General features: G+C 57.9%; 19 protein-coding genes. 5 read left to right on the top strand and 14 right to left on the bottom strand.

Annotated elements, in window-relative coordinates; genetic code table 11:
* Nucleotides 1–24: 24 nt before the first annotated feature.
* Together QOT07_RS11885 and QOT07_RS11880 are read right to left on the bottom strand one after the other, a co-directional pair.
* A complete protein-coding gene (locus QOT07_RS11885; RefSeq protein ID WP_283603186.1) occupies nt 25–1,437 on the bottom strand; it encodes a glycoside hydrolase family 1 protein in 1,413 nt (470 codons plus the stop codon).
* Nucleotides 1,434–3,299, bottom strand: coding sequence for a beta-glucoside-specific PTS transporter subunit IIABC (locus QOT07_RS11880; RefSeq protein ID WP_283603185.1), 1,866 nt, complete (start codon nt 3,297–3,299; stop codon nt 1,434–1,436). The genes QOT07_RS11885 and QOT07_RS11880 overlap by 4 nt, the downstream gene beginning before the upstream one ends.
* Nucleotides 3,300–3,887: 588 nt before the next feature.
* On the opposite strand from QOT07_RS11880, the gene QOT07_RS11875 reads away from it, so the two are divergent.
* The gene (locus QOT07_RS11875; RefSeq protein WP_099061923.1) at nt 3,888–5,057 is read left to right on the top strand and encodes a cupin domain-containing protein; all 1,170 of its coding nucleotides are present in this window, start codon (nt 3,888–3,890) and stop codon (nt 5,055–5,057) included.
* 34 nt (nt 5,058–5,091) lie between these two features.
* Here QOT07_RS11875 and QOT07_RS11870 read toward each other — a convergent pair whose 3' ends face one another.
* The 3 genes from QOT07_RS11870 to QOT07_RS11860 are packed head-to-tail and all read right to left on the bottom strand — an operon-like array spanning nt 5,092 to nt 9,087.
* Nucleotides 5,092–6,396 carry a cytochrome c gene (locus QOT07_RS11870; RefSeq protein ID WP_283603184.1) on the bottom strand — a complete coding sequence of 435 codons (1,305 nt, stop codon included), beginning with the start codon at nt 6,394–6,396 and terminating at the stop codon, nt 5,092–5,094.
* A gap of 11 nt (nt 6,397–6,407) precedes the next feature.
* On the bottom strand, nt 6,408–6,866 hold the full coding sequence (locus QOT07_RS11865; protein ID WP_283603183.1) for a (2Fe-2S)-binding protein: 459 nt from the start codon (nt 6,864–6,866) through the stop codon (nt 6,408–6,410).
* 13 nt (nt 6,867–6,879) lie between these two features.
* The gene (locus QOT07_RS11860) at nt 6,880–9,087 is read right to left on the bottom strand and encodes a xanthine dehydrogenase family protein molybdopterin-binding subunit (RefSeq protein WP_261426703.1); all 2,208 of its coding nucleotides are present in this window, start codon (nt 9,085–9,087) and stop codon (nt 6,880–6,882) included.
* A 331-nt stretch (nt 9,088–9,418) separates the two neighbouring features.
* Between QOT07_RS11860 and hpxO the strand changes: the two genes are divergently transcribed.
* On the top strand, nt 9,419–10,576 hold the full coding sequence (gene hpxO, locus QOT07_RS11855) for an FAD-dependent urate hydroxylase HpxO (protein WP_099061919.1): 1,158 nt from the start codon (nt 9,419–9,421) through the stop codon (nt 10,574–10,576).
* Nucleotides 10,577–10,610: 34 nt separating this feature from the next.
* On the opposite strand, the gene QOT07_RS11850 is transcribed toward hpxO, so the two are convergent.
* The 5 genes from QOT07_RS11850 to QOT07_RS11835 all read right to left on the bottom strand — a co-directional run bounded on the left by QOT07_RS11850 (nt 10,611) and on the right by QOT07_RS11835 (nt 15,498).
* Nucleotides 10,611–12,746, bottom strand: a complete 2,136-nt coding sequence (locus QOT07_RS11850; RefSeq protein WP_346823451.1) for a peptidase domain-containing ABC transporter — start codon at nt 12,744–12,746, stop codon at nt 10,611–10,613.
* Between the two features lie 2 nt (nt 12,747–12,748).
* Complete coding sequence (locus QOT07_RS25905) at nt 12,749–13,111, bottom strand: hypothetical protein (protein WP_430523275.1); 363 nt, start codon at nt 13,109–13,111, stop codon at nt 12,749–12,751.
* Nucleotides 13,112–14,017, bottom strand: a complete 906-nt coding sequence (locus QOT07_RS11845; protein ID WP_430523274.1) for an HlyD family secretion protein — start codon at nt 14,015–14,017, stop codon at nt 13,112–13,114.
* Between the two features lie 41 nt (nt 14,018–14,058).
* Nucleotides 14,059–14,430 (bottom strand): hypothetical protein, encoded by a 372-nt coding sequence (locus tag QOT07_RS11840; RefSeq protein WP_283603180.1) that lies wholly within the window; start codon nt 14,428–14,430, stop codon nt 14,059–14,061.
* A gap of 321 nt (nt 14,431–14,751) precedes the next feature.
* Entirely contained in the window at nt 14,752–15,498 is a 747-nt protein-coding gene (locus QOT07_RS11835; protein ID WP_283603179.1) for a sulfite exporter TauE/SafE family protein, read from the bottom strand.
* A 112-nt stretch (nt 15,499–15,610) separates the two neighbouring features.
* Here QOT07_RS11835 and QOT07_RS11830 point away from each other — a divergent pair, with 112 nt between their 5' ends.
* A complete protein-coding gene (locus QOT07_RS11830) occupies nt 15,611–16,492 on the top strand; it encodes a LysR family transcriptional regulator (protein WP_099061914.1) in 882 nt (293 codons plus the stop codon).
* A gap of 22 nt (nt 16,493–16,514) precedes the next feature.
* Here QOT07_RS11830 and QOT07_RS11825 read toward each other — a convergent pair whose 3' ends face one another.
* The 4 genes from QOT07_RS11825 to QOT07_RS11810 all read right to left on the bottom strand — a co-directional run bounded on the left by QOT07_RS11825 (nt 16,515) and on the right by QOT07_RS11810 (nt 22,309).
* The gene (locus QOT07_RS11825; RefSeq protein ID WP_283603178.1) at nt 16,515–20,090 is read right to left on the bottom strand and encodes a molybdopterin cofactor-binding domain-containing protein; all 3,576 of its coding nucleotides are present in this window, start codon (nt 20,088–20,090) and stop codon (nt 16,515–16,517) included.
* Nucleotides 20,083–20,625, bottom strand: a complete 543-nt coding sequence (locus QOT07_RS11820; RefSeq protein ID WP_099061912.1) for a (2Fe-2S)-binding protein — start codon at nt 20,623–20,625, stop codon at nt 20,083–20,085. The genes QOT07_RS11825 and QOT07_RS11820 overlap by 8 nt, the downstream gene beginning before the upstream one ends.
* An 85-nt stretch (nt 20,626–20,710) precedes the next feature.
* A complete protein-coding gene (locus QOT07_RS11815; RefSeq protein ID WP_099061911.1) occupies nt 20,711–21,184 on the bottom strand; it encodes a MarR family winged helix-turn-helix transcriptional regulator in 474 nt (157 codons plus the stop codon).
* Between the two features lie 66 nt (nt 21,185–21,250).
* A complete protein-coding gene (locus tag QOT07_RS11810) occupies nt 21,251–22,309 on the bottom strand; it encodes a 2,5-dihydroxypyridine 5,6-dioxygenase (protein WP_261284509.1) in 1,059 nt (352 codons plus the stop codon).
* 329 nt (nt 22,310–22,638) lie between these two features.
* Between QOT07_RS11810 and QOT07_RS11805 the strand changes: the two genes are divergently transcribed.
* Together QOT07_RS11805 and QOT07_RS11800 are read left to right on the top strand one after the other, a co-directional pair.
* Complete coding sequence (locus QOT07_RS11805) at nt 22,639–23,790, top strand: FAD-dependent monooxygenase (RefSeq protein WP_283603176.1); 1,152 nt, start codon at nt 22,639–22,641, stop codon at nt 23,788–23,790.
* Entirely contained in the window at nt 23,787–24,581 is a 795-nt protein-coding gene (locus QOT07_RS11800; RefSeq protein WP_129934742.1) for an alpha/beta fold hydrolase, read from the top strand. Before QOT07_RS11805 ends, QOT07_RS11800 begins: the two co-directional genes overlap by 4 nt.
* The last annotated feature ends 1 nt before the right edge of the window (nt 24,582 follow it).

Genomic DNA, 24,582 nt, shown 5'->3' with positions numbered 1-24,582 from the left:
CGCGGCCATCACCCTTTATTTTTATTAGCGTTGCCGGCCATCGGAGGCAATCAGCCGTTGATACCAGTCAAAACTGCGCTTTTTGATCCGCCGCAGATCTTTCAGATCCTGCTCACCCCGGTTGACATAGATAAACCCGTAACGCTTGGCATAGCCCTGATGAGTGCTGACCACGTCTATCGCCGCCCAGGGGCAATAGCCAATCAGTTCTACCCCATCGTTGATCGCCAACTGCATCTGTTCGACGTGCTGTTTCATAAATTCAATGCGGTAATCGTCGTTAATTGTACCATCGGCCTGCAACTCATCCGGGGCGCCGATGCCGTTTTCGGTAATTAATATCGGCAAGTGGTAGCGTTCAGCCGTTTTGCGCAGCGTTAGCCGTAATCCAACCGGGTCGATCACCCAACCGTAGCGGGTTTTGCCGACAAACGGATTCTCCGCCGCACGGTACACGCCTGGCTCTCCCAGCATGATTTGCTGATCGCCGGCGCGTGCACTGATGTCCGAGGCGTCGCCGCGGCTGGCAGCAATAGTGGCTGTCGAATAGTAGTTTATTGCCACATAGTCCGGTTTGCCCTGCAGCAATAGCGCCGCATCGCCCGGTTCCGTCTGCGGTGCCAGTTCGCGATCCTGCAAATAACGCCAGGCCAGTGGGTTATAGCGGCCATGCACCGCCACGTCGAGGAAGCTCCAGCAACGCAGCGTTTCCCAATTATGGGCGGCGATAGCGTCCAGCGGATGGCAGGTTTCCTGGTACATCGAGGTGGTGTTAATCGCCGGGCCAATTTTCCCGCCCGGGCAGCGTTGGTGGCACAGCGCCATCACCCGCGCCTGGGCCACCAGCATATGGTGGCTTTGCTGATACAGCACCCGTTTGGACGGCAGTTCACCGCCCTTTGGCGTACCAATGGCCCCCGGGTGCAGGATCATGGTGTTCTGCTCGTTGATGGTCAGCCAGTACTTCACCCGATCGCCAAAGGCGTCGAACAGCACCCCGGCATACTCGACAAAGGCGTCGATAGTGGCGCGATCAGACCAGCCGCCCTGCTGTTCAAGCACGTAAGGCAAATCGAAATGGTACAGCGTCACCACCGGCTCAATGCCATGGCTCAGCAGTTCATCAATCAACTGGCGGTAGAAATCCAGCCCGGCGGCATTCACCTCACCGGTGCCATTGGGCAGCACCCGCGTCCAGGCAATCGAAAAACGGTAGGCCTTCAGCCCCAACTCCGCAAACAGCTTCACGTCCTCACGAAAACGGTGATAGTGATCGCTGGCGACCTTAAAATCCGCGGTTTCCTGCGGGTGATCGAGCATATCCACAATCGACGGGCTTTTGCCGTCTTCATCCCAGGCCCCCTCCACCTGATAGGCGGAGGTGGAAGCCCCCCACAGAAAATCTGCGGGGAAATCGTTCAGTCGTTGATAAATCATGCCTGCTCCGGCTGCGTATTATTGAGGCTGATGATCGGTTCACCGAAGCCCAGACGGCCCGGCTGACGGCAGCTCAACTGCGGGAAAGCTTCACTGTTGACCACCAGGACCGGCGTGGTGAGGTCGTAACCCAGCCCGGCGATTGCCGCCAGGTCAAAACGCACCAGCTCGTCACCCACCTTGACCCGATCGCCCACTTGCAGGTTGGAGCTAAAATGCTGCCCTGCCAGATTGACGGTATCGATGCCGATATGCACCAACAGTTCAACGCCGTTGTCACCCTTGATACCCACCGCATGCTTCGACGGCAGGAAGGTCACCACCTCACCGTTCAGTGGCGCACGCAGCAGCCCTTCCTGTGGCAGGATCGCCACGCCCTGGCCCAATAGCCCCTGGGAAAAGACATCGTCGTTAACCTGATCCAGGGCCACCAGTTGACCGGACAGCGGACTGAAAATTTGCTGATCACCGTCGCTGACAGGATCCGTCACCGTCGTCTCCTGCTCTTCGACCGGATCTTCAAAGCCCAGGATCCAGGTCAGCGCAAAAGTCACCACGATGGCGATGGCGCAGGTGACCAGCGCATGGACGATATTCATCGGGTTTTCGCCGATAAATGCCGGCAGCGCCGCCAACCCCGGAGAAACAAAGGCGTAGCGCACCAACCCACTCAATCCGGCATAGATACCGGCACAGCCGCCACCGATCATCGCCGCAATCAGCGGTCTGCGCAGCTTGAGCGTCACGCCGTACAGCGAAGGCTCGGTGATGCCCAACAGCGCGGTAAAACCGGCGGAGGATGCCAACTGGCGCAGGTTTTTGTTTTTGGTACGGAAGGCCACACACAGGGTTGCAGCGCCCTGCGCAATGTTGGAAGCCAACATGCCCGGTCCGTTAATCATTTCGAAACCGTTCTTGCTCAATTGACCGGTCGCAATCGGCGTCATTGCCCAGGCGGTGCCGGTGATCACCAGGAAGGGTTGTAGCCCGCCCATCAGCATCGGGATCAGCCAACTGGCTTTACCGTCGACGATCGTCGCACCGGCGGCAACCAGATCGTTAAGGAAAATACCGAAGGGGCCTACCACCACCAATGCCAGCGGCGCGGTAACCAACAGGATAATCATAGGCTTGGTGAAGAATTTGATCATCGTCGGCGAAACTTTCTCGGCAAAGCGCTCGATATAGGACATCAGCCAGACGGTGAAAATAATCGGCAGCACCGAACCGGCGTAATCCGCCATTCGTACCGGGATACCGATAAAATCAATCGGCGTGCCCGCCGCCAGCATCTGCGCCAGATTGGGGTGCAACAACACCCCCGCAATGGTCATGGCCAGTATCGGATTACACTCGAACTTGATCGCCGCGCCGTACGCCAACAGTACCGGCAGGAAGAAGAAGGCTGCGTCAGCAATGGTGTCCAGCAGATGATAGGTTGGGCTGGCGGCATCTATCGTCCCGGTCAGCTTGAGGATCGCCAGCAGCGCCTTAATCATCCCCGCGCCGGTGATCGCCGGGATCACCGGCGTGAAAGTGGTAGAAATCACACTGATAATCTGCGAAATCACCCCGCCGCGGGCCTGGGATTTCTTTTCGCTCTGCCGGTCGCTGAGATCGCCAATTTCTTTTTGCAGCGTGCGGAAGGTTTGCTGCACGTTGTTACCGACCACGATCTGGAACTGGCCGCCGCGCTCCACCACGCTGATCACCCCCGGCAAAGCCTCGATGGCTTTCGCCTCTACCTTGCTGTCATCATTAAACTCCATGCGCAAGCGAGTGGCGCAGTGCGTCAGCTTGCTGACGTTGGCCTTGCCCCCAACCCTTGCCAGTATTTCCAGGCCCAGCTGTTTGTAATCCATCGAATTTCCCCGGTAAAAAATGCAAAAAAAAAGACCAAAATCAAAATGCACCTCATCGCATGGAGAGGTGCATTCCTATTTTGGTCTTGCCTGCCTGAGCAGTAACACGCCGTAATAAAAATGTCTGGCGATCGCTAAGATCGCGGCGAAAGTATCGCCATAATTGTGTTTTTTCAGCAAGGGTCTTCGTTAAGCTTTGTGAGTAGCATCACCTTTTCCCGAAAATGCACTGCAATGTTACCGACCTCGCCCCGCTTTGGCGCATCCGCGTTTAATTAACCGATTAAAATAGCACTGACCATAAAACAACTCCGCCAGTGAATTAATTTCGTTTATGCTTTATTTAATTAAAAACAGGATTTAATTGATACCAATGCATTATTATTTAAAAAGTAATTTAATAATCACAACCACACTCAATTAGTAACACAAACAAATACATTACTAACTGCGAAGGTAAATTTACCCACTATGATTTAACCGTCGCCGAACATTTCCACCTCGGCAATAGACACCTGCAAACAATAAAATAAACAGATAAACCCTGCTGTTATTTCAGCAGGTACTCTATATTTTGGAGAAAGTTATATGATATCGCGTCGTGATATATTAAAAGCCTCCGCAGTGAGTGCGGCGGCAGCCAGCGTTATGGGGGGTATGATTAAGTCTGCCAGTGCCGACGATCACCGTAATATTGTTCCGCCCAGTTCTTTCCAACCCGCCGCCGATGCACAAGGCGTATATAAATATATCTTTTCTCACAGTAAAAAACGCAGCCTGCCCAACGGTTGGGCCAGGGAAGCTACCGTCGAACAATTCCCCATTTCCGAGGGCGTTGCCGGGGTAGATATGACGCTGGAACCGGGCGGTGTGCGTGAGTTGCACTGGCACGCCATTGCGGCCGAATGGGCGTTTATGCTGGAAGGCCATGCCCGCATCACCATCATTGACCCGGAAGGCAAGTGTGAAGTGGCGGACTTCGGCCCAGGCGACGTCTGGTACTTTCCCAAAGGTTACGGACACTCGATTCAGGCGCTGGCAGACGGTGCACATTTTATCCTGACCTTTGATAACGGCCACTTTTCCGAGTTCGGTACTTTCAGCATCACCGACTGGGTGGCACACATGCCCAAAGAGGTGTTGGAAAAAAGCGTCAATATGCCAGCAGCGGTGTTTTCCAAAGCCAAACAAGGTGAAGCCTATATTGTCGGCGGTGCCGTTCCACCGGCGCTTCCCCTGCCCAGCAACGACGGCGGCTTGAATAATGCCCCTCTAACTCACCGTTATGAATTAATGAAAAAGAAACCTTTTTTTGAAAATGACGCCGGCAGTGTGCACCTGGTTTCATCGAAAGAGTTTCCTATTTCTACTACCATTACCGGGATTATTGAAATCGTCAAGCCCGGTGCAATCCGAGAGCTGCACTGGCATCCCAACGCCAATGAATGGCAGTATTATATTTCCGGAAAAGGCCGCATGACGGTATTCAGTTCACACGGCCATGCGCAGACCGAAGAATATGCACCGACCGATGTTGGCTATGTACCACAGGGGTTTGGTCATTACATTGAGAATATGGGTGATGAAGATCTGAAGGTATTGATCGTACTGGATAACGGTATTTACCAGGATATTTCGCTGTCGGACTGGCTGGCAAAAACCCCAGCCTATCTGTTGGCGGATAACTTCAATAACCAGATTGCCGACTGGCAGGATCGCCCCAAGGATAAACTGGTGATGTCTCGCCGCAGAAGTTGATGGGTATGGCGAGGGGTTTCCCCCTCGCCGATGGTTACTGCTTACGCTGTTCTGCGACCTGTTTAGCGGTTACTTTGCCTTGTTTTTCACCAAACTGCCCCACCACGTAGTTAGCCACCGCCGCCACTTCCTCGTCCGAGTATTGGGCGCCAAAGTCCGGCATCAACTCGTGCTGCTCACCGATGCTGATACGCGTTCCCTTGAGGATCGCCTGCACCACGCTGCGGCCTTGTGGATCGTTAACGGCAGTGCTGCCGACCAGAGAGGCATACTTACTCTGGCGACCGGTACCATTCCACTGGTGACAGCCGCTGCAATCGCCGGCAAACAGCCGACGCCCCAGCGAATCTTCCTGCCCACCCGGCAATATCGCACTGGAAGACGTCGCCCCTTTCGGCTGCAGATTCACCGCGCTGGCACTGTCGGTGGCAATTGGTTCGATATTACGCAGGTATTTCACCAACGCCTGGTTATCTTCTGGCGTCAGGTATTGCAGGCTGTTTTCTACCGCTTCTGCCATCGGCCCGGAAGCGCTGCTGCGCCCTGGCGCATGGCCGGTTGCCAGGTACTCTGACAGTTGCTGTTCGCTCCAGGCACCAATACCGGTCTGCTTGTCTGGGGTAATATTGGCGGCAAACCACCCCTGGATCACTTCACCGCTGAGGTTTTTGTTCTGATTGATGCCAAAGCCCAGATTACGCGGCGTGTGGCATTCGCTGCAGTGCCCCAGGGCGGTCGCCAGGTAGGCTCCCCGGTTCCATTGCTCATCCTGATTGAGGTTCGGCTCGAAGCGTTTTTCATTGAAGAACGCCAAATTCCAGAACTTCATACCCCAACGCTGGTTGAACGGGAACGACAGCCCGTTTTCCGGATTGGCCTGCTTTATTGGCGGCAGGCTGAACAGATAAGCCTTGATCGCCAGCACGTCATCACGGCTCAGCGCGGTGTAGGAGGTATAAGGCATCGCCGGGTACAGATTGCCCTGTGGGCCGACGCCCTCACGCACCGCACGGACAAACTGATCGTCACTCCAGCCGCCGATGCCGGTTTGCGGATCCGCAGTAATGTTGGTGCCGTAAATGGTCCCGAACGGCAGTTTAAAGGCAAAACCACCGGCAAAAGGTTTCCCCCCCGGTGCGGTGTGGCAGGCCACACAGTCGGCGGCACGTGCCAGATACTCACCGCGCGCCAGTTTATCGCTAATGCCTGCCGGCGCACCGGCGATAGGCGCTGCAGGCTCCGGACCGACCGGGCGCAACAGGGTGTAGAGCGCGTAACCGCCCGCTATCACCACTACTGCGACAATCAGCCATAACAGCCATCTCAGGGCGTTGCTCATGAGTCTCTCCCTTAATCCAACGCCTTGGCGGCCTGGTGGATGGCGGCGCGAATGCGCACGTAAGTGGCGCAGCGGCAAACGTTGCCACTCATCGCCGCGTCAATATCTGCATCGCTCGGGTTCTTGCTCTGGGCCAGCAGTGCGCTGGCACTCATGATCTGGCCGGACTGGCAGTAGCCACATTGCACCACATCCAGATTGACCCAGGCCGCCTGCACCGCTTGGCCGGTCGGCGTTTCGCCGATCGCTTCAATGGTGGTGATTTTCTTGCCCTCGGCGGCGGAGACCGGCGTCATGCAAGAACGCACCGGCACGCCGTCCAGATGGACGGTGCAAGCGCCACACATGGCGATACCGCAGCCAAATTTGGTGCCGGTCAGCCCGGCTTCATCGCGCAGGAACCACAGCAGCGGCATATGAGGGTCGCCATCAAACGTCAGCGGTTGTTCATTTACGGTTAAAGTTATCATGCTGTTTTCCTTTTCAGACGCTGGCGTCACTGTTGGGACGGTGTAAAGGCAGGCTCAGTGAGCTGCGGGGGCGCCCGAGCAGCGCCAGAGCATTACCGACCGCCGGGGCGATGGTGGGCACACCCAGTTCACCCACGCCGGTCGGGGCTTCGCTTGAAGGCACGATAATCACCTCTATTTCCGGCATTTCGTCGATACGCAGCGGACGGTAATTATTGAAGTTGGACTGCTCAACCACGCCGTCTTTTAACGTAATGTTGCCGTACAGTGCGATGCTCAGACCGTAGCCAATACCGCCCTCAATCTGCGCGCGGATCACATCCGGATTGACCGCCACGCCACAGTCCACGGCGCACCACACCTTGTGCACTCGCGGAATGCCCCCTTCGCCGATCGACACCTCGGCAATCTGCGCCACCCGGGTATTAAACGCCTTGGCGACGCCAACGCCGCGCGCGCGGCCATCCACCACCTTCGCACCCTGCCAGTTAGCGGCTTTCGCCACCGCCCGCAATACGCCGGCCTCACGCGGTGCATCCCCCATCAGCGCCAGCCGTCCCTCCACCGGATCCTGCCCGGTCTCCTGCAGCAGTTGATCGATAAAGCTTTCCACCGCGTGGCCGGTATGGGTACTGGCCACCGATCTCAGTGAGGTGGTAGGTACCTTGCCCGGCACGATATGGGCGTCACAAAGGAAGCTCTCAAAGGTATAAGGCACCTCGCTGGCACCTTCGATCATCATCTGATCGACGCCGTTTACCACCAGCGCCGTCATCGCACTATTGAGCGTCCAGGAGTGGCCGACGATGGTGTCACTCCAGCCCACCACCTTGCCGTCACGGATCGCCCCGCGCAGCCGATGCAGGATCATCGGGCGATACCAACCGTTGCGGATATCGTCCTCACGTGTCCATACCACCTTCACCCCGTGACCGGGGCCAATCGCCTTGGCTGCCCCCGCCATATCGGCAGCCAAATCCGGCCCCAACTGCGGGTTACCCAGATCGATGCGGCGACCAAAACTGCCGCCCGCCAGAATGGTTTCAATTTCTACCTTGTCCGGCGGCAATTGAAACAGATTGCACAGTTGTATTTGGTCGAGGGTTTGGATTTGGCAACCATAGCGCGCCTTGACGCTTTCGCCGTCCCAGAACAAATAGCCGTCCAGCGGCTCCATTGGTGCATGGGCGAGATAGGGAAAGGTGTATTCCGCTTCAATCACTTTGTCGGCTTTATCAAAAACCTGCTCCGGCTGGCCGTGGCTTTTGGCCACCGCACCGGGCTTTTGCGCCACCTGGCGAAACTCGGCATAAATCTGCTCGGTATTGCGTCGTTCGGCCTGCGAGTCGTCCCACTCCACCTGCAACTTTTCACGGCCCTGGATCGCCGCCCAGGTATTTTTGGCGTAGACCGCCACACCGGTGTCGGTCTGCTTCACCGCCACTACGCCCGGAACCGTCAGCGCATGGCTGGCGTCAAACGAGGCCACCTTGCCGCCAAACCGCGGCGGCTTTTTAATGGTCACGGTCAGCATGTCCGGCTCATGAATATCCTGGGTAAATTGCGCAGAGCCGTTGGTCTTCGCCAGTGAATCCACCCGGTGCAAACCGCTGGCCTTGCCGATCAGGGTAAAATGGGAAGGATCTTTCAGGGTCAGCGTGGCGGGATCGGGCGGCGGCAACTGGGTGGCCAGCGCGGCAAACTCACCGAAGCCCGCTTCACGACCACTGGCAGCGTGGCGGATTTTCCCCGCCTGCACGGTGATTTCCTCTGCCGAGGTTTTCCAGCTTTGAGCGGCGGCCTGAACCAGCATTGCACGGGCCATCGCGCCCATGCGGCGCATTTGCTCATAGGCATTGGCCACCGAACTGGAGCCGCCGGTGCCCTGAAGACCGAATGACATATTTTTGTAGACGTTGCTATCGACCGGTGCGGCAACCACCCGCACCTGGGCCCAATCGGCGTCCAGCTCTTCGGCGACCAGCGTCGCCATGCCGGTATACACGCCCTGACCCACCTCGGTGTGTTTGCTGATAACGGTAACAATGCCGTCTTCGCCAATCTGCACAAAGGCATTGGCTTCAAAAGTGGTGTTTTCTGCTGCCGTGGCGGGGCTGGTTCGGGCCAGCGCACCGGTAGACGGCAGATAGGCGCCGATCACCAACGCGCCAGTGCCGACGATAAACCGCCGCCGGGTAAGCGGGACTTCGGGTAGTTTCATTGCTCATCGCTCCAAAATGCCGATCAACCTTGATCAATGCGGCGAAATCATTCTTTTTATGCGCGCCGTCTGCATGCACAAGCACGGCGAGCTAATAGTTAGCGTAGTCCATTAATTTGTCTGTTTAACATTTAGGCTGGGTTTTCTGTTGCGGATTTGTGCTGTGCGGGTTAGCAGTTCACAAAATGCTTTGGCTACCTAATGATGCCCCACCACGGCCCATCGATTGCACCAAATTGCATCAGGCGACGGTCCGATGTCGCGCCAGCGCCTGATTTGCAGGCTGGTATGGAAATTGCTTCTCCCGATCATGGCAATGAAGGAGAAGAAGATGAAAGCAATCGTCATTGGCGGCGGCATCGGCGGTCTGTGTACCGCCATCGCATTGAAGCGTTGCGGTATCGACACCGAGGTTTTTGAAGCGGTAAAACAGATCAAACCGGTTGGAGCCGCGATTTCCATCTGGCCCAACGGTGTCAAATGTCTTAACTACCTGGGGATGAAGGACGCCCTGCGCGCACTGGGTGGCCCAATGCATTACATGGCTTATCAGGAATACCTGCACGGCCAGACCCTGACACGCTTTAGCCTGGATCCACTGATCGCCAGCGTCGGTGAACGCCCTTACCCGGTAGCCCGCGCCGAACTGCAGGCGATGTTGCTGGACACTTACGGCAGCGACCAGGTGCACTTCGGCAAGCGCGTCAGCGGTATTGAGGAAACTCCACAAGGCGTCACCGCCTGGTTTGAAGACGGCAGCCAGGCCAGCGGCGATTTTCTGATCGCCGCCGACGGCACCCATTCCGTCATTCGTCCTTATGTTCTGGGCCACGGGGTGGATCGACGCTACGCCGGTTACGTTAACTGGAACGGGCTGGTGACCATTGATCAGTCCATCGCCCCGGCCGACCAATGGACCACCTTTGTCGGTGAGGGCAAACGTGTGTCTTTGATGCCGGTTTCTGACAACCGCTTCTACTATTTTTTCGATGTGCCGCTGCCTACCGGATTACCGGAAGACCGCAGCACCGCACGTGCCGATTTGCAGCGTTACTTTGCCGGCTGGGCCGAGCCGGTGCAGAAGCTGATTGCCGCACTCGATCCCGACGCCATCAACCGCATTGAGATCCACGATATCGAACCCTTCGAACAACTGGTGCGTGGGCGCGTGGCCTTGCTGGGTGACGCCGGGCACAGCACCACACCGGATATCGGCCAGGGCGGCTGCGCGGCCATGGAGGACGCGGTGGTACTGGCGATTGCCTTGCAAACCAACTCGCTGGGCATTGAAGACGCACTGCTGCGCTATCAGGAAAAACGCAGCTATCGGGTGAAGGATTTGGTGCTGAAGGCGCGCAAGCGTTGCGATGTAACCCATGGCAAAGAGATGGAGATCACTCGTGGCTGGTATGAGGAGCTAAAAACCGAAACCGGCGAGCGTATTCTCTCCGGCATGAAAGAAACCATTATGGGCGGGCCGCTGGCCTGAGTCGCTTCCCCTCGCGACTCGATACGGGGCGACCTCAGGTTTTAAGACTACGTATGCGTCCCACCGCCAGTTCGATCACCCGGTCCGCCGTGGCGATCGTTTCCGGCCGGTGGGCGATCAGTAAAATGGGCAAGCCAAGCTGACGCAAGGTCCGGCCAATCAGCATTTCATTATTGATGTCCAAATGACTGGTGGCTTCATCCAGGATCAGCAGTCGTGGCTGTTTGTACAATGCCCGCGCCAACAGCAAACGCTGTTTCTGTCCGGCGGACAGGGTGCCGCCCATTTCCCCGATTAACGTCTGATAGCCCATCGGCAACTTATCGATGTCCTGCTCCAACTGCGCCAAACGGGCGCACTCGCTGAGCTTTTGCTTATCCACCCGCGAAGAGAAAAATGTCAGGTTATCCGCGATAGAGCCGCGAAACAGTTGATCCTCCTGCAACACCACGCCGATATGCTGACGAACCTGTGGATACTCCGCCTGCCGGTGCTCAATGCCCAGTGTACATATCACCCCGGCGGTCGGTGGATATAACCCCAGCACCAGCTTGGCCAGCGTGGTCTTGCCGCTGCCGGAGGCACCAACCAGCGCCACCACCTCGCCGGGCATAATCTGCAACGAGACTTGCGACAGGATCTCCCGCTCAGTGCCGGCATAGCTAAAACTGACCTGATCCAGACTCAACGCCGGCCGATCGCTCGGCCAGACGCAGGCGGCTGATGACACACCCGCACCGCCCGCCGCCTGCGACGCCGCATCTTCACGCGCTGCCAGCACGATATCCGCCAACCTTTCGTTATAGACATCCAGCATTCGGTAAGCGACCAGCTTGTCGATCAGCCCGTTGATGCTGGACGAGAAGCGGCCCTGAAAAGACATATAGGCCACCAGCATGCCCACCGAAAACTGACCGGCCAGTACCGCGCTGGCTCCCAGCCACAGCACCGCCGCCCCCACCACGCTGCCGATCACCGTCTGCATAATGCCGTAAACCATCATCAGTTTGCTTTCACGCAGCTGAGCATTGCGCCGGGCGACGTTAAGGTTACGCCAGACCGATTCCCGCGGCGTCAGCGCTCCGTTGACCCGCAGGCTCAACACCCCGCGCAGGCTTTCCAGAAAGTGGCTGGATTCCTGGGTGCCGGCGACCCAACTGTCTTCTGCCGCTTTACGCAGCGTACTGAACCAAAACAGCCGCAGCAGGCCATAAACCAGGGCGGCCACCAAGGCCACCAGGGTTAATTTGGCACTGTAGAAAAACATCATGGTGAGGGTACCCACCACCAGCAACACATCCAGAAAGGCTTCAAGCAACGTGGTGGTCAGGGTGTCCTGAATGGTGTCGACCGCATCGAATTTGGCGCTGATATCCCCCATGTTGCGCGCCTCAAACCAGCCAATCGGCAGCCGCAGCAAATGGTGAAACACGTTCGCCGTCCACTGCATGTTGAAATTGACCGCCATGGTGAGGGTCGCCCACTGGCGGGCCAGTTCCAGTAGCGTCTGGGTTGCGGCCATCAGCAACATGGCAATGACGATCAGCGTCAGCAGGCTGGCGTCCAGCGCCACCAAAACCTCATCAATCACCAGTTGGTTGATCAACGGGCCGATCAGCGCAAACACTTCGAGCGCCAGGGCAAAACAAAAGATCCTGCCCAGCGCGGCCTTCAGCCCCTGGGTTTTGCCAATCAGATCCATCAGGCGGATCTTTTTACGCTGGTCTTTGGCTGCAAACTGGTGAGTGGGCGTCAGCTCCATCGCGACGCCGGTAAAATGACGGTCCGCCTCCCGCAGGCTCATTTTTACCTGGCCGCGCGCCGGATCGTGCAGCTCCAGCGTTTGCCCCCGTACCCGCTTGAGCACCGTAAAGTGATTCATGTCCCAGTACAAAATGCAGGGCAGTGCCAACTGGTGCAATTCTTCAAGCTCCAACTGCACCGCGCGTCCACTTAAGTGCAGGTGTTCGGCGCAGCTCATCAATTGCGAAAATGTCATACCGAGCTGCGAAACGTTAAATTGCGCGCGCAGCGTGGGCAGATCAACCCGATGCCCATGCCAACCGGCGATCATCGCCAGACAGGCCACGCCACACTCCGCCGATTCTGTCTGGCGGATCAACGGCAGGCGCTTGCGCCATCCCCAGTTAATCACTTCGGTAACGTCCATGCTCAGATCCTCCCTTGCAGGCTCCATAATGGCTCCAGCAACCACTCATACAGGCGACGACTGTCCAGTTCTACATCTGCGGAAACGGTCATGCCGACGCGCAATGGCTCCTGCCGGCCATAAGCCGTAATAGTGGGTTTATCCAAGGCTACGATGACGCGGTAATGCCCTTCGTTTTCCTTCCATACCATGGGGTTTTGCAGCATTGCTTCGCTGGCGCTGAGGCTGGTGTCGGTAATCGCGCGGGTGGCGCCGTACTGCACTCCAAACTTTTCATAGGGGAATGAGGCAAAGCGTAGCCCCACCCGTTGTTGGGGTTTGATAAACCCGACCGCTTTACTTGGGGCAAAGAGTTCGACCTGCAATTATGCATCGTCGGCAACCATCATCAGTAAGGGATCGCTTTGTTTTACCGTCTGCCCGGCCCGGGCCAGCACCACGGCGATATGGCCATCCACCGGCGCAGTCAGCGTATGATCGCGCTGGCCACCCAGTTCGATTTGTTGCTGTTTAATGCCCAGTAACTGGCGTTCAAGTTCGGCGTCACGTGCCTGCTGCTGCTGTTCCAGGGTTCTCAGCTCTGACGCCGCCGCGGCCAGCTCGCGTTGTAGCCGTACCTGCGCCTGCCGCTGCAGTTCAACCTTTTCCTGCGCCTTCGCCAGCGCCATTTGCTGCTGCTGGAATTCAAGCTCTGAGACATAGCCTTTGGCGATCAGCTTGCGGTAACGCCCCATCAGCGACTGGGCCAGTTGCGCCTGCTGCTGAACCAGCACCATTGCCGCCTCTGTGCTGGCCAACTCCTGATTGAGCTGCGCGATGCGCTGGCGCACGCCGGTTTGTTGCAGGACACGGGTCGCCAGCTCTTGAGCACGCTGATGTTCCAGCATCCGATATTGGCGATTTAATGAATCAGAAACCGAGGCCAGAGTACCGATACCCTGCCCATTGAAATATTCGCCGCTGAGCCGATACAGCGCCTGCCCGGCCTTGACCGCCGCCCCCTCCGCTACCAGCCGTTCGGTGACCTGCCCGGCGCTGCGCGCCACCACCTTGATCAATCCGCTGGACGGCATCACCACCCCCTCCAGCCGCGCTTTGCGGGTATATTCACCCAGTATCAGAAATAGCATGATGGCCAGCACCAGCAGAATGCTGACCCAGGCATAGGCGGTTAAACTGAGGTTGGCGGGGATAATCACTTCACCCTCGGCCCTGGTGGCCTGAGCGGCAAAATAACCCTCGCGGTAAAGCTGGGGGGGATGTCCTGTCATTGGGGGTTAACCTTTATCGGCATTATAGGTCGATAATCAGCTTACTGACCGCGACGCTTCCATTTACGGACAAATCTTCGCGCCGAGGTATATATTAACTTCATAAAAGTCATTGTCCCTAACAGCACGAAAAAATAAATCATCCACTTGGCCACTTCACAAGGGATATTGATTCTGAACAGACCGCTATATTGGCTAAGACCCACAATAAAAAACAAATTACGAGATAGCCCAACGGAAAGAGCAACCATAATAAAAGCCGACCAAAACGTCTTCATAAAAGGTACCAATTCAACATTAATATGCGACCATGCCAATATCTGGCACAGCCGCATTATACTAAGGTGATATATATATTTATTACCAATTGCAGGTGCCGTCAGTATAGCTGCCAGAGTTACTTCTTGACGCATTTTTCGAACCATTTCCACTACTCAAACAAGCATTCAGCGCACCAATTGATTAACTGACTGCAATGTCAATCATCATAATTTCGGTTTTCGCTAGCGCTCTCATAATATTCCCTTATTTATAATGTTCATATTTAAACTCTATCATAGAACCGCATACATCAGACATAGATATAAACATGCGCCGCCGCCATGTCAATATATAAAGCCATTTACGCCAATATAATCACCGCGACTAAAAACAATAAATTACACGAAGCAGTTAACTGCACCACCAATATATACTGGCAAGTCTCCAACTAAATTAAAACCATTTACTCGAAGTCAATTAACTCCCTGCCACAATATTTCAATCCCCAGAGCCAATAATCCGATAAAGAAACAGCGGCGAAATACTGCCGGGCGACAGTGTCTACGCAGCACGCCACCCAACCACATCCCCACAAGTGCAGGAACCAATGCCAATGAAGACGTGCCCAGCAACGCCCCCGGCAATGCATGCTGCCACGCCAGCCCGGCGGCGAGTGCCAATGTCGAAACGGTGAATGACAGTCCCAATGCCTGCACCAGATCGTCACGTGCCAATCCCAATGCATTTAAATAAGGTACTGCCGGGATCACAAATACCCCGGTAGCACCGGTAATCAACCCGGTCAGCACACCACACAGAGGCCCCAACCCGCGTTCAACCGCTGGTGATATTTGCCACTGAAAACGGCTAAAGCCCAACAACGCGTAGACCACCAGACAGACTCCCAACGCCAGCGGTGCCAGCGGGTTATTACCGGCGGTCAGAGTGCCCGTGGTCGGCAATGTCCCCAATGCGACACAGGCCATCATTGGCCACAACCTGCGGCAAAGTGCGCGGACGTCCGGCCCGGTGAACAACTGCCAGAAATTAGTCACCAGCGACGGCACCAACAGCAGCGCCGCTGCCTGCCCTGGGGGCATCAGCAGGCTGAGCAACCCCATAGACACCGTCGGCAGCCCCAGTCCAATCACCCCTTTTACCGTGCCCGCCAGCATAAAGATGCCGAGCAAGGCTAAAATTTCGGGTAGCGTCAACGACATAGGTCTATCCTTCCATCATTATCCCTTAGTGGATGGATTGTCTGCAGCCCTTGCCTGTCGCACAATGCGGCAATCACTGAGCCAGCCTGTGGCAAACACGTAGGAGAAGCCGATGCATTTCGATTTTACCGACCTGCGGTTGTTTGTCGCCGTGGCGGAAGCCGGCAGCATCACCGCCGGGGCCGATCGCGCCTGCCTGTCGCTGGCATCAGCCAGTGCGCGCATTCGTGGGTTGGAGCAACAGGCCGGTGTTCAACTTTTGGCTCGGGGCGCACGGGGGGTACAAACTACCCTGGCCGGTGAACGCCTGCTGGGCCATGCCCGTCTGCTGTTACAGCAAAGTGAACGGCTACGGGGCGATATGGCCGAGTTTTCCCCGGGCAGCGCCTGTCATTTACGTATCCTCGCCAATACCGTCGCCGCCAGCACCTTTCTACCGGAGTTGCTGGCCGACTATCTGCTGCTTCACCCACAGACGGATATTGTGCTGGAAGAACAGCCCAGCACGGCAATCAGCCAGTCGATCCTCGATCAGACTGCGGATATCGGCATTGTCGCCAACCATGCCGACCTGCGCGGACTGGAAAGCTACCCGTTCCGCCAGGATCGCCTGGTGCTGGCGCTACCGGTCGATCACCCATTAGCCGACCGCGCCAGTGTCAGTTTTAGCGAAACGCTGGCCTATGACTTTATTGGCTTGAGTGACAACAGCGCACTGCAGCAACATTTGGCACAACACGCCGTACGCAACGGTAGCCCGATGCGTTTACGCGCACGGGCAGGAAGCTTTGAAGTGGTGTGTCGGATGGTAACGCGCGGTGCCGGTATCGCCGTGGTACCGGAAGAGATCGCCCGGCAACGGCCGGGCATGCAAGTCAGGATTATCGCGTTGGACGATGCCTGGGCCACGCGACAGCTGTCTATCGTAGTGCGTCAGTTGGCCCAGTTATCGCTACCGGCACAGCGGCTCGTTGCTTTCCTGCAACCGCATTAGCAGCGCTTTCTAACCATAATAGTTAATGGCTACCCGGATTGGCACGCAGTCTGGCTACCTGCGCTTCGACCTCACGCCAGGCTGGCTTATCACCCGCATAACGCTGACGCAGATAATTCACCAGATCTGCCACCTGCCGATCGGAGAAACTGTCCTTAAAGCCCGGCATAAAGCCCAGCTCGGCGGTGGCCGGTTTGGCAATGCCCTGCAGGATCACGTTGATCAGGTTATCCGGTCGCTCACTGAAAATATTGGTGTTATTGGCCAGATCCGGGCTGACGCCAAACAGCTGCGGTCCGCCGCTGGCGGCACTGTGACAGGCCTGACAGGCGCCCTGAAACAGCCGTTCACCGGTCTGCTGACCCAGGGTGGGTTGCAGATTGGTGGCCAGCTTGACCTGCGGCTGCACGTTCAATGGAACCGGACTGCTCAAAGATATCAGGTAGTTGGCCATCGCCCGCACGTCAGATTCCGGCAAGGTAGCCAGTTCGCTGACCACCGGGCCCATTGGCCCGGTCGCGACGCCGTGATCGGTAGAATGGCCGCTGCTCAGGTACTGGAACAGTTGCTCTTCATTCCAGGGTTGGTCCGCCGTGGCCAGTTGGTTTAACGCCGGCGCCTCCCAGCCATCCACCATCGCCCCGGCCAGGAAGCTGGCGCCGCCCTTTTCCGCTCCCATCAGGTTACGCGGCGAATGGCAAGCCGCACAGTGCCCCAAACCATTGACCAGATAAGAACCCCGGTTCCACTGTGCCGTTTGCGCAGGATCCGGCTGGAATTCGCCCTGGCGCAGAAACAGCGCATTCCAACCGGCCATCAGCGGGCGGACATTAAACGGAAAACGCATCTGATTAGCCGGATTACTCTGCGCCACCGCCGGCTGCGACATCATATAGGCATACAACGCCTGCATGTCGCCGTCGGTCATCTTGCTGAAGGACGTATAAGGAAATGCCGGGTACAGATTATGACCGTCACGGCTGATGCCCTGACGCATTGCCCGGTCAAAGGCGGTAAACGACCAGTTGCCGATACCGGTCTCCACATCCGGCGTGATATTGGTGCTGTACAGGGTGCCGAACGGCGTTGCCATCGCCAGCCCCCCGGCGTTGGTTGCCCCTTCCGAGGCGGTGTGGCACACCGCGCAATCCCCGACGGCGGCCAGTTGACGACCCCGTTCCAGGGTGGCGGCCGACCAGGTACCCGCTCCCGCAGTGGCCACCGGGGCAATTTCGGCACGCCACGGCAGTGCCGTAGCCGCTACGCCCAACACCGCGCCAAAAATACCGGCCGCACCGCCAAACCACCATTTACTGCGCCTGGGTTTGACCGCTGGCGCAGCTTCCTGCCGGGCGCTATCCGGGCCGTTCAGGGCCTCGCGCAGCCGGTCGGAAGTGATCGGCAACTCGCGGAAACGAATGCCGGTGGCGTCAAACACCGCGTTGGCAATGGCTGCCGCGCTGGGTACCGATGCGGACTCCCCGGCCCCCAGCGGGGGATCGTAGGGCCGTGGCATCATCACCACGTCAACTTCCGGTACCTCAGGGAAAGTCAGGATCGGGTAAGCCCCCCATTCCTTGCTGGAAATGGTCGATTTTTCGAAAGTCACCCGCTCTTTCAACACCCGGCTGGTCGACTGGATCACGTTGCCGTGGATCTGGTGACGTACACCGTCCGGGTTGACCATCATGCCGGCATCGTGTCCGACCACAATACGCGTCACCGCCACTTCGCCGCTGGCCTTGTCGATCGCCACATCGGCGACCCAGGCCGCCCAGGCGGCACCAAAACCGGGGAATTTGCTGTGAATATAGCGCGCATAGGCAAAACCACGCCCGCGCAGCACCCCATCTTCCGCCGGGGTTTGCATCGGTTCGGTATGCGGCGTCCAGCCTGCACGTTCGGCGGTGCTGAGCATCAGTTCGGTGGCCCGCTGATCCTTGATATAACGTAGTCGGTATTCGAGCGGATCCACACCGGCCGCGGTGGCCAGCTCATCAATATAGGACTCGTGCGCGAAGGTATTCGGCAGTGCCGACACGCCACGCATCCAGGAGGCACGAACGATTGGCGCCATATCCTCAATGCTGACGCGCAGCTCCGGGTATTCGTAAGGCGGCACCGAGGTGCGATCCCCCATCTCATAGGCCACCGGCACCGGTTCAACCATCCCGGTCAGCAACAACGCCAGCGTGGGGGCGCCGTTGGACGGGTAATAAGTGCGAAAATCATAGGCCACCGGATGACCGGCGGCGTCCAACCCACCATCCACTTCCATCAGTTGTGCGGTGCCCTTGGGTTCCCACAGGTGTTCCTGCTCGCGGGTGAGCTGCACCCGCACCGGGCGGCCAACCGCACGCGACAGTAACGCCGCATCGGCACAGACATCATCGGCACAGTTGCGGCCATAGCAGCCCGCCGCCTCCATGCGGATAATTTCGATCTGTTCTTCTGGGTATTCCAGCAGCCAGGCGAGATCGGCACGCAGCAGATGCGGGTTCTGGCTGCCTGACCAAACCTGTAACTGCTGCGGCTGGTAGTCCGCCAGCGCACAAGACGGGCCGAACGAGGCGTGCAGTTGATACGGCCACAGGTAACTGCGGGTAAAGCGCCGATCGGCAGCAGCCAATGCCGTATCTACGTTGCCGGTGTCATGCACCACCCGTGTCGAATGCGGGTTATCACGCAGCGCCTGCGCCACGTCGGTCATCTGCGGCAGGTTACGCCGCCAGTCCTTCCAGCTCACCTGCAGCGCCTGCGCCGCCTTGATCGCCTGTTCTTCGCGCTCGGCGACAATGCCGATAAAATCCCCGATCACCACCAGTTTGACGATGCCGGGAATATGGGCGATGGACTGCTCGTCCACCGCCAGCAGGCTGGTGCCGACAAACTCGCCGCTGTCATAACCGGCATAGGGGGGCCGCACCACGCGGCCATGCAGCATGTTCGGCAACCGCATGTCGTGCACATAGGTAGATTCGCCGGTGGCCTTGGCCGGGATATCGACACGCGCGGTGCTGGTACCAACCAGGCGATATTCGGCCTGCGGCTTGAGCGGTGCATCGCCGGAGATCGACAGTTCAACATGCACACCGGTGACCAGTTCGCCGTAGCTCAGCGCTTGTCCCTGTGGGCCGACAATCCTGCCGTCATTCAACGTCAGTTGTTCAACCGTCACGCCAAAGTGCTGCGCGGCCTGTTGCAGCAGCCAGCGCCGTGCCTCGGCCGCCGCGTTACGCAGCGGCACGGCAGAAATCTGTAGCGTGGCGCTGGCGATGGTCGCGCCCTGATTTGGCGTGCTTTCGGTATCGCCCAACACCATGCGAACCTGTTCCATGCGCAAGTAAAGTTCTTCGGCGACGATTTGCCCCAGCGCGGTGCGCACACCGGTGCCGAGATCAACATGACCGTTGAAGGCGTAAACCTCACCGCTGTCGCAAATGGCGATAAACAGCCCTGGCTCTTTGGGTTTCAGGCTCGGCGTCTGACCTTTCGGCACCAGACCCGGCGGCGGCTGGATCTGATCGATAATCAGCAACGTGCCATGACGCTGCAATAATTCGGCCTGGCTCGGTAATGAGGAATGGGTGTCAGTCATGGGGCGAGGTTTCCTCACTGCGGCAAAGAATGATAGCACGCTGAACCGCACGTAGGATTTCGATATGGGTGCCGCAGCGGCACAGGTTGCCGGACAGCGCCTGGCGGATTTCGCGGTCGCTGGGCGACGGATTGCGATCCAACAGGGCTTTGGTGGTCATGATCATGCCATTCAGGCAGTAGCCGCACTGCGCGGCCTGTTCTTCTATAAAGGCCCGTTGCACCGGGTGCAGATGGTCACGATCGCCCAGCCCTTCCAGCGTGGTCACCGCGCGGCCGGTCATACCCAGCGCCGGGATCACACAAGAGCGTGCGGCGATGCCGTCTACCAACACGGTGCAGGCCCCGCATTCACCGAGACCGCAGCCGTATTTCGGGCCGTTGAGCGCCAGATCGTTTCGCAGTACCAATAGCAGAGGGGTATCCGCCATGACTTGGATATGAATATTTTCGCCGTTGACTGACAGCATCAGCGGATGCTCCGTCAGTGTTTTTACCGCACCTTCCCTGGGCAATTGCACTTCAGCTATCGCCATTATCGCGTCTCCGCTCTGGTTATTTTGTCGGCCGTGACCTCGCCACCGCCGCACTCACCAGACAACCGCAGTTGCGGGTGGCGAATCAGCCGGGCGGCTGGTCTTCCAGCATTTTATTGAGCAGGAACATCAGTGCTATACGTTCGGCCGGATTCAGCGTACCGAAAGTTAATTCTGTGATCGTCGCCGCGTGCGGCACCGTTTCTGCCAGCAGCGCGGCACCGGTATCGGTCAGCCCAACCACCACTTTGCGTCGGTCGATCGGATCCGGCATCACGGTGATCAGGTCACGCGCCTTGAGACGCTCGACAATACCGCGAATGGTGGCCTGATCGACCGCCGTCACCTGCACCAGCTCGGTCAACGAACTTGGGCCCATGTCGCGCACTGCGCACAGGGTAATAAACTGCACGGCGGTCAGTTGCGAATCACCCACGTTTTGCTGGAAAATCGCCACGTGGCGCTGATAAACCTTACGCAGCAGGTGCCCGACTTGTTCAGTAAAGTGATAATTTTCGGTCTTGCCGTTATCTGCAGCCGGGTATTCGGGGGGCGTCATTGCGTTACTCTCACCATCTATGGAAACCACCGAGAATAGTACAAACCCCCGCGTTTAGCAGCAAGGTTAACCCTGGCTGACCCGCGACGCGGCCGGTGCCACCACTTCGCCATCGGCCACCACCGTGGTGCCATCCAGGCTGATGTCGCAGTGGCGCAGCGCGATATCCATATGGCACGGCGTTTTGCGCGTGCCGCCGACTTCGGTATTCGGCCCGGTGGAGAACAGGAAATTGCCGTAGAAGGCGCGCGCATCCATACACATCCCGTCGTTTTTGTCGTGCAACCCCATCGCCGTCCACTGCGCACGCGGCTGCAAGCCCCAGCCGATATGCGAGATGCCGTACACTTCCGGATCGTTGAAATACTTCATGTACTCCCGCAGGTATTCCGCCTCAAAGCCGCCGTGAATGCGCGTCACAAAGCCTTTGTCGATCTCCAGCGTAATGCGTTCACGGGCATAGCTCTTGAACGGCAGCAGGATATCGCCCACCTCCAGTACCAGCACCCCTTCGGCCTGTTCTTCATTCGGCCAGGTGAACAGGAAGCCGCTCGGCCAGTGATCCCAGCGCCCCGGTTCGTCGGCATAGCCGTATTCGGTCACCGTCGGATATTGCCCCAACGGCGCACGGAAATCGCTGCCGGCGGCAGACTTCACCTGCATCAGCTTTGCCTGCTCCAGCACCGCCGCCGCCGCCAACACTCGCGCTTTGTCCTCTGCATTAGGCAACATGCGTGCCAACACCTCCGGAGGTTCGACGGCCAGCAGAATGCGCGTGCCGGTTTTCAGGATCTGCTCCTGCTCCGGCGAGTGCAGCAGCATCATGGTGTCGACAATCAGATCGGCCGCCTCCAGTGCACGTTGTGCTGCGTGGTTACCGGTCAACGCCGTATCGCCACAGTAAGCCGTCATGTCATTGCCCATTGCGCGCGGATGGTTAAATGACGGCAGTTCGACCGCGTAAACCTTGGCGCCCAGACGCAGTGCCGCATCGGTGGCAGCGCGCACCGTACGCGCATCGGAATAGTGACTTTTCAGGATCGCCACGCTTTGCGAAGCATCAACCTTCGACAGCGTAAGCACCTGCTCGAACAGTTGAACCAACTGACTATCATTGACCGCCATGTGTATCTCCTGTCTCGCTAAGGGTTGGCCGACACGCCTGGCGTCGGTGAGGTTATTTTGTACAAATTAAAGTGACCACACTCTTTTAATTATCTAAGCCGAAAATCGAACAGGAAGCAAGGCCGCGGAGCCACCCATAAGCAAATCCTATTTTAAGCCCTACGCATCCTGTGATTAACATGAGTTTAACAGCAATGGCCGGTTAATTAGCGTGAGCCAGATCTAAATTAACACTTGTGCAACTTTGCGTTATTTAGCGCATACACTATAAATCAATCGTCCGGCATCATTGCGGATGACAGGTAAAAAACCAAACAGTCAGGGGAAAAATGATGAGCAAACAACAACGCATTGCCGTGGTCGGTGCCGGTCTGGGTGGCGCTGCCGCCGCCGGTCTGCTGCAGAAAGCCGGCTTTACCGTCGACCTGTACGAACAGAGCCCGGTGTTTTCACGCCTGGGGGCCGGTATCCATATGGGGCCGAACGTCCTGAAGATTTTCCGCCGTCTCGGCATCGAGCAGCCGCTGGAGCAAATGGCCTCGCACCCGGACTTCTGGTTCAGCCGCGACGCCGAAAGCGGTGACTATCTGTCGCGCATTGAGCTGGGGGCCTTTGCCCACAAAGAGTACGGTGCGGCTTACGTGACGGTGCACCGGGGCGATTTGCAGGCGTTGCAGATGGCCGCCCTGCAACCGGGCAGCGTGCATTTTGGCAAGTGCCTGAGCAAGATTGAGGAGCGTGACAACGAAGTGGTGCTGAACTTTGCCGATGGCACCCAGGCCCACGCCGATATCGTGATTGGCGCCGACGGCATCAACTCACGCATTCGCGAACACCTGCTGGGTGCAGAAGCGCCCACCTACAGCGGCTGGGTCGCCCACCGCGCGTTGATCCGCGGAGAAAAACTGGCCAAATACAACCTGAGTTTTGAAGACTGCGTGAAATGGTGGTCGGCAGATCGCCACCTGATGGTCTATTACACCACCCAAAAACGCGACGAGTACTATTACGTCAGCGGCGTGCCCCACCCGGCCTGGGATTTCCAGGGCAGCTTTATCGACAGCAGCCGCGAAGAAATGTACGAAACCTTTGCCGGCTATCACCCGATTGTGCAAGCGCTGATCGAATCCAGCGAACAGGTCACCAAATGGCCGCTGTTAAACCGTAAACCGCTGCCGTTATGGAGCGAAGGCCGCATGGTGTTGCTGGGCGACGCCTGCCACCCGATGAAACCGCACATGGCGCAAGGCGCGGCGATGGCGATCGAAGATGCGGCCATGCTGGCGCGCTGTCTGCAGGAGACCGGTTTGACCGACTACCGCACCGCTTTCCAACTGTATGAAGCCAACCGCAAAGAGCGCGCCTCCCGCGTCCAGGCGGTCTCCAATGCCAACACCTTCCTGCGTACTCAGGAAGATCCGGCCTGGGTCTACGGCTATGACCTGTACGCGCAGACGCTGAAGTCGGAGAACGCCGCATGAGCCATTTTCTGTATGGCGCCAACGTGCAGGCCAACGGCATCCGCCAGCACTACCTGCGCTACGGTGGCCAGGGGCCGGTACTGATCCTGATCCCCGGTATCACCAGCCCGGCGATCACCTGGGGCTTCGTTGCCGAACGCCTGGCCGAGCGCTACGACACCTATGTGCTGGACGTGCGCGGTCGCGGTCTGTCCGCCAGCGGGCCGGACCTGGCCTATGACGCCGAAACCTGCGCCGAGGACGTCAACGCCTTCGCCGCCGCATTAAAGCTGGAAAACTATGCCCTGCTCGGCCATTCGATGGGCGCGCGCTTTGCCCTGCGCGCCGCTGCGTTGCAACCGGCTGGCGTGCGCCGGTTGGTATTGGTCGATCCACCGGTTTCCGGCCCCGGCCGTCGTGAATATCCGGGCAAATGGCCCTGGTATGTAGATTCGATCCGCCAGTCGCTGCAGGGAATGGACGCCGAACAGATGCGCGCCTACTGCCCGAGCTGGAGCGAACAGCAGCGCCAACTGCGAGCCGAATGGCTGCACACCTGCTACGAACCGGCGATCCAACGCGCCTATGAAGATTTTCATCAGGTCGACAGTCATCGCGATTACCCCTCACTGAGCATGCCGACGCTGCTGATGATTGCAGGCCTTGGCGGTGTGATCCAACCGGAGGACGCAGCGGAGATCCGCCAGTTGCAACCGGAAATCACCCTGGTACAGGTTGAAAAAGCCGGCCATATGATCCCGTGGGACGACTTTGACGGTTTCTTCCACGCCCTGGGCGATTTTCTGGATTAAT

This window comes from Serratia proteamaculans (assembly GCF_949794035.1).
Lineage (GTDB): Bacteria > Pseudomonadota > Gammaproteobacteria > Enterobacterales > Enterobacteriaceae > Serratia > Serratia proteamaculans.
This window is presented reverse-complemented; position numbering and strand designations above follow the sequence as displayed.